This window comes from Dietzia sp. DQ11-38-2, from assembly GCF_014145055.1.
In the GTDB taxonomy this organism is placed as follows: Bacteria; Actinomycetota; Actinomycetes; order Mycobacteriales; family Mycobacteriaceae; genus Dietzia.
Map to the genome: position 1 here is coordinate 3,761 of NZ_JAALDW010000446.1, position 3,204 is coordinate 6,964.

3 protein-coding genes are annotated in these 3,204 nt (G+C 70.7%); 2 read left to right on the forward strand and 1 reads right to left on the reverse strand.

Translation table 11 applies throughout. From position 1 onward, the window contains the following. Together nirB and nirD are read left to right on the forward strand one after the other, a co-directional pair. A partial coding sequence (nirB, locus tag G6026_RS14260; RefSeq protein WP_182613561.1) for a nitrite reductase large subunit NirB occupies positions 1–1,671 on the forward strand: 1,671 nt, incomplete at its 5' end. 33 nt (positions 1,672–1,704) lie between these two features. Then, on the forward strand, positions 1,705–2,085 hold the full coding sequence (nirD, locus tag G6026_RS14265; protein WP_107755832.1) for a nitrite reductase small subunit NirD: 381 nt from the start codon (positions 1,705–1,707) through the stop codon (positions 2,083–2,085). A gap of 131 nt (positions 2,086–2,216) precedes the next feature. Here the strand turns inward: nirD and G6026_RS14270 are convergent. After that, positions 2,217–3,204: uroporphyrinogen-III synthase (locus G6026_RS14270; RefSeq protein ID WP_182613562.1), on the reverse strand; the 988-nt coding region annotated here is incomplete at its 5' end.

The window sequence follows — 3,204 nt, forward strand, 5'->3', positions numbered from 1 at the left end:
TGCGCCGCCATCGACGGCACCTGCTACGGGCTCGTCGGCCCCGGGTACACCTCCGCCGAGGTCGCCGCGTCCACGATCCTCAGCGGAGAGGGCGAGTTCACCGGGGCCGACCTGTCCACCAAACTCAAGCTCCTCGGCGTGGACATGGCGAGTTTCGGCGATGCGCACGGCGTCACGCCCGGTTGCCTCGAGGTGGTGGTCAACGACCCCGTCGCGGGGACCTACTCCAAGCTGGTGATGAGTGACGACGCCACGACCCTCCTGGGAGGGGTGTTCGTCGGTGATTCCGGGCCGTATTCGCTGCTCAAGCCACTCGTCGGCCGCGCCCTGCCCTCCGACGACCCGATCTCGCTCATCTCACGGACCACCGACGCCGGGCCCGGGGTCGGCGTGGAGGCGCTCCCCGACGAGGCACAGATCTGCTCGTGCAACGCCGTCACCAAGGGCGACGTGCGCGAGGCGATCTGCGGCGGCGCCTGCGACGTGGCCGACCTCAAGTCCTGCACCCGGGCCGGCACCTCGTGCGGATCGTGCATCCCCCTGCTCAAGCAGGTCCTCGAGGCGGAGGGGGTCGAGCAGTCGACGGCGCTGTGCGAACACTTCGAGCAGTCCCGCTCCGAACTCTTCGAGATCGTCACGGTCACCGGCATCCGGACCTTCTCCGGTCTCATCGAGCGCTTCGGCCACGGGACCGGCTGTGACATCTGCAAGCCCACAGTCGCCTCGATCCTCGCCTCCACGAGCTCCGACCACGTCCTCGACGGCGAGCAGGCCGCCCTGCAGGACACCAACGACCACTTCCTCGCCAACATCCAGAAGAACGGCACGTACTCGGTGGTTCCCCGTATGCCGGGAGGTGAGGTGTCCGCGGAGCAGCTCATCGTGATCGGGGAGATCGCCCGCGACCACGACCTGTACGTCAAGGTCACCGGAGGTCAGCGCATCGACATGTTCGGGGCGCGCGTCGAGGAACTGCCGGTGATCTGGAAGCGGCTCGTGGACGCCGGGATGGAGTCGGGGCACGCGTACGGCAAGTCGTTGCGCACCGTCAAGAGCTGCGTCGGCACCTCGTGGTGCCGGTACGGACAGCAGGACTCCGTCGGGATGGCGGTGACGATGGAGAACCGCTACCGCGGGCTGCGCGCCCCCCACAAGATCAAGATGGCGGTCTCGGGCTGCGCCCGCGAGTGCGCGGAGGCCCGCGGCAAGGACGTCGGCGTGATCGCCACGGAGACCGGCTGGAACCTCTACGTCGGCGGCAACGGGGGCGCGACGCCCCGGCACGCGCAACTCCTCGTGGGGGACCTGACCGACGAGGAGTTGATCCGCTACATCGACCGGACGGTGATGTTCTACGTCCGGACCGCCGAGCGCTTGCAGCGGATGGCGCCCTGGCTCGAGTCGATGGACGGTGGGATCGACCATCTCCGCGAGGTGGTGTGCAACGACTCGCTCGGCCTGGCGGCGGAACTCGAGGGCCGCATGGAAGCGCATGTGGCGGGCTACGTGGACGAGTGGTCCGCCGTCCTCGACGACCCGGACAAGCTCGCGCGCTTCGTGTCCTTCGTCAACGCCCCCGAGTCCCCGGACCCCACCGTCGAGTTCGAGGAGCAGGACGGCCGCAAGGTCCCCGTTCTTCTCGGCTCCCCCGCGATGCCCGCACGGGCCTGACCACCCAGCAGCACATTCAGAAAGGACACCATCATGACCGCCACCCTCTCCCCGACCGAGATCGTGGTCTGCTCCCTCGATCGGCTCATCCCGGGTCGGGGCGTCGCCGCCCTGCTGCCCGACGGCCGACAGATCGCCGTCTACCTCCTGGACGACGGGAGCGTCCACGCCCTGTGCAACATCGACCCGATCGCCCGGGCCGCCGTGATGAGCCGCGGTCTCGTCGGCGACCGTGGGGGCGTTCCGGTGGCCATCTCCCCCATCGGCAAGCAGGCGTACGCCCTGGACGACGGACGGGGGATCGACGACGAGGCGTACGGGCTGTCCGTCTTCCCCGCCAGGGTCGTCGACGGCACGGTTCTGGTCTCGACGCAGCCCGCGATCCGGCACCAGACCAGTCGGACCGCCGCCTAGCCGAGTACACCTGGTGCGCCCCTGATCGGGCCGTACCGCCACTCAGGCGCCACCGCGTGGTTCACGTGGTGGCGCCTGTTCGCGCGTGTGGCCCGTCCTGTCCCCCGGTGGTTCTGGACCGAGCGCCGACTCTAGACCGAGAGCCGGTATCCGCGTTTGACCACGGTGGTCACGAGGCCGGGGACCCCGAGCGCTCTGCGCAGGCGTCCCATCGCCGTCTCCACGGCGTGGGGGTCGGCGCCGTCGCCGGGGAGTACGGCGAGGAGGTCCTCCCGGCTCAGGCACTTGCCCGGCCGGTCCGCCATCGCCTGCAACAGCGCCAGCGGCGCCGGCGAGAGCTCGATGGGGCGACCGTCCATGAGGACCCCGGCCGCACACACGGTGAGCTCGTGCCCTGCCGCCGTCACGGTCCGCGACCGCGCGACCAACTCGTCGGTGACGTGCCGCATGAGCGCGCCGAGGCGCATCCGGTCCGGCATCGACACGGGCACACCCAGGTCGACGAGAGGTTCGGCGGTCACCGGCCCCACGCAGAGGGCGGCGACCGGGCCGGACAGGGCGTCCAGCACGTCATCGTGGATCCCCATCAGGTCCGCCCGCTCGAGCATCGAGACCACGGCCGGGGCGGCGGTGAACGTCACCCCGTCGACTCCCGCCCGGGAGACGGTCCGGACGAGGTCGTCGAAGGCCTCCAGGTCCTCGGGGAGCTCCCACCGGTAGATGGGCACCACGATCACCTCGGCTCCCGCCTCGCGGAGACCCTCCACCAGCGGCGCCATGGGGTTCCAGTCCGAGCTCGCCCCCTGCAGCTGCACGGCCACGGTGAGGCCGTCGACCCCGCGCTCCAGCAGCATCTCCAGGAGTTCGGGGGTCGCCTCGCTCGCCGCCGACGCGTGCTCGCGCAGGCCGGCCGCGCGGAGTGCTCCGGTGACCTTGGGTCCGCGGGAGTACAGCGGCACCCGGTCCATCAGGGCGTGCAGGTCCGTCGAGTACCCCCACTCCTCGCACACCTGTGTCCACCACCGGACGCCGGTCGCCGTGGTGAGGACCATGAGATCGGCGGGGGCGGCGAGCACCCGGGCGGTGGCGGAGCGGACGAGCTCGTCCTCGGCCACGGGG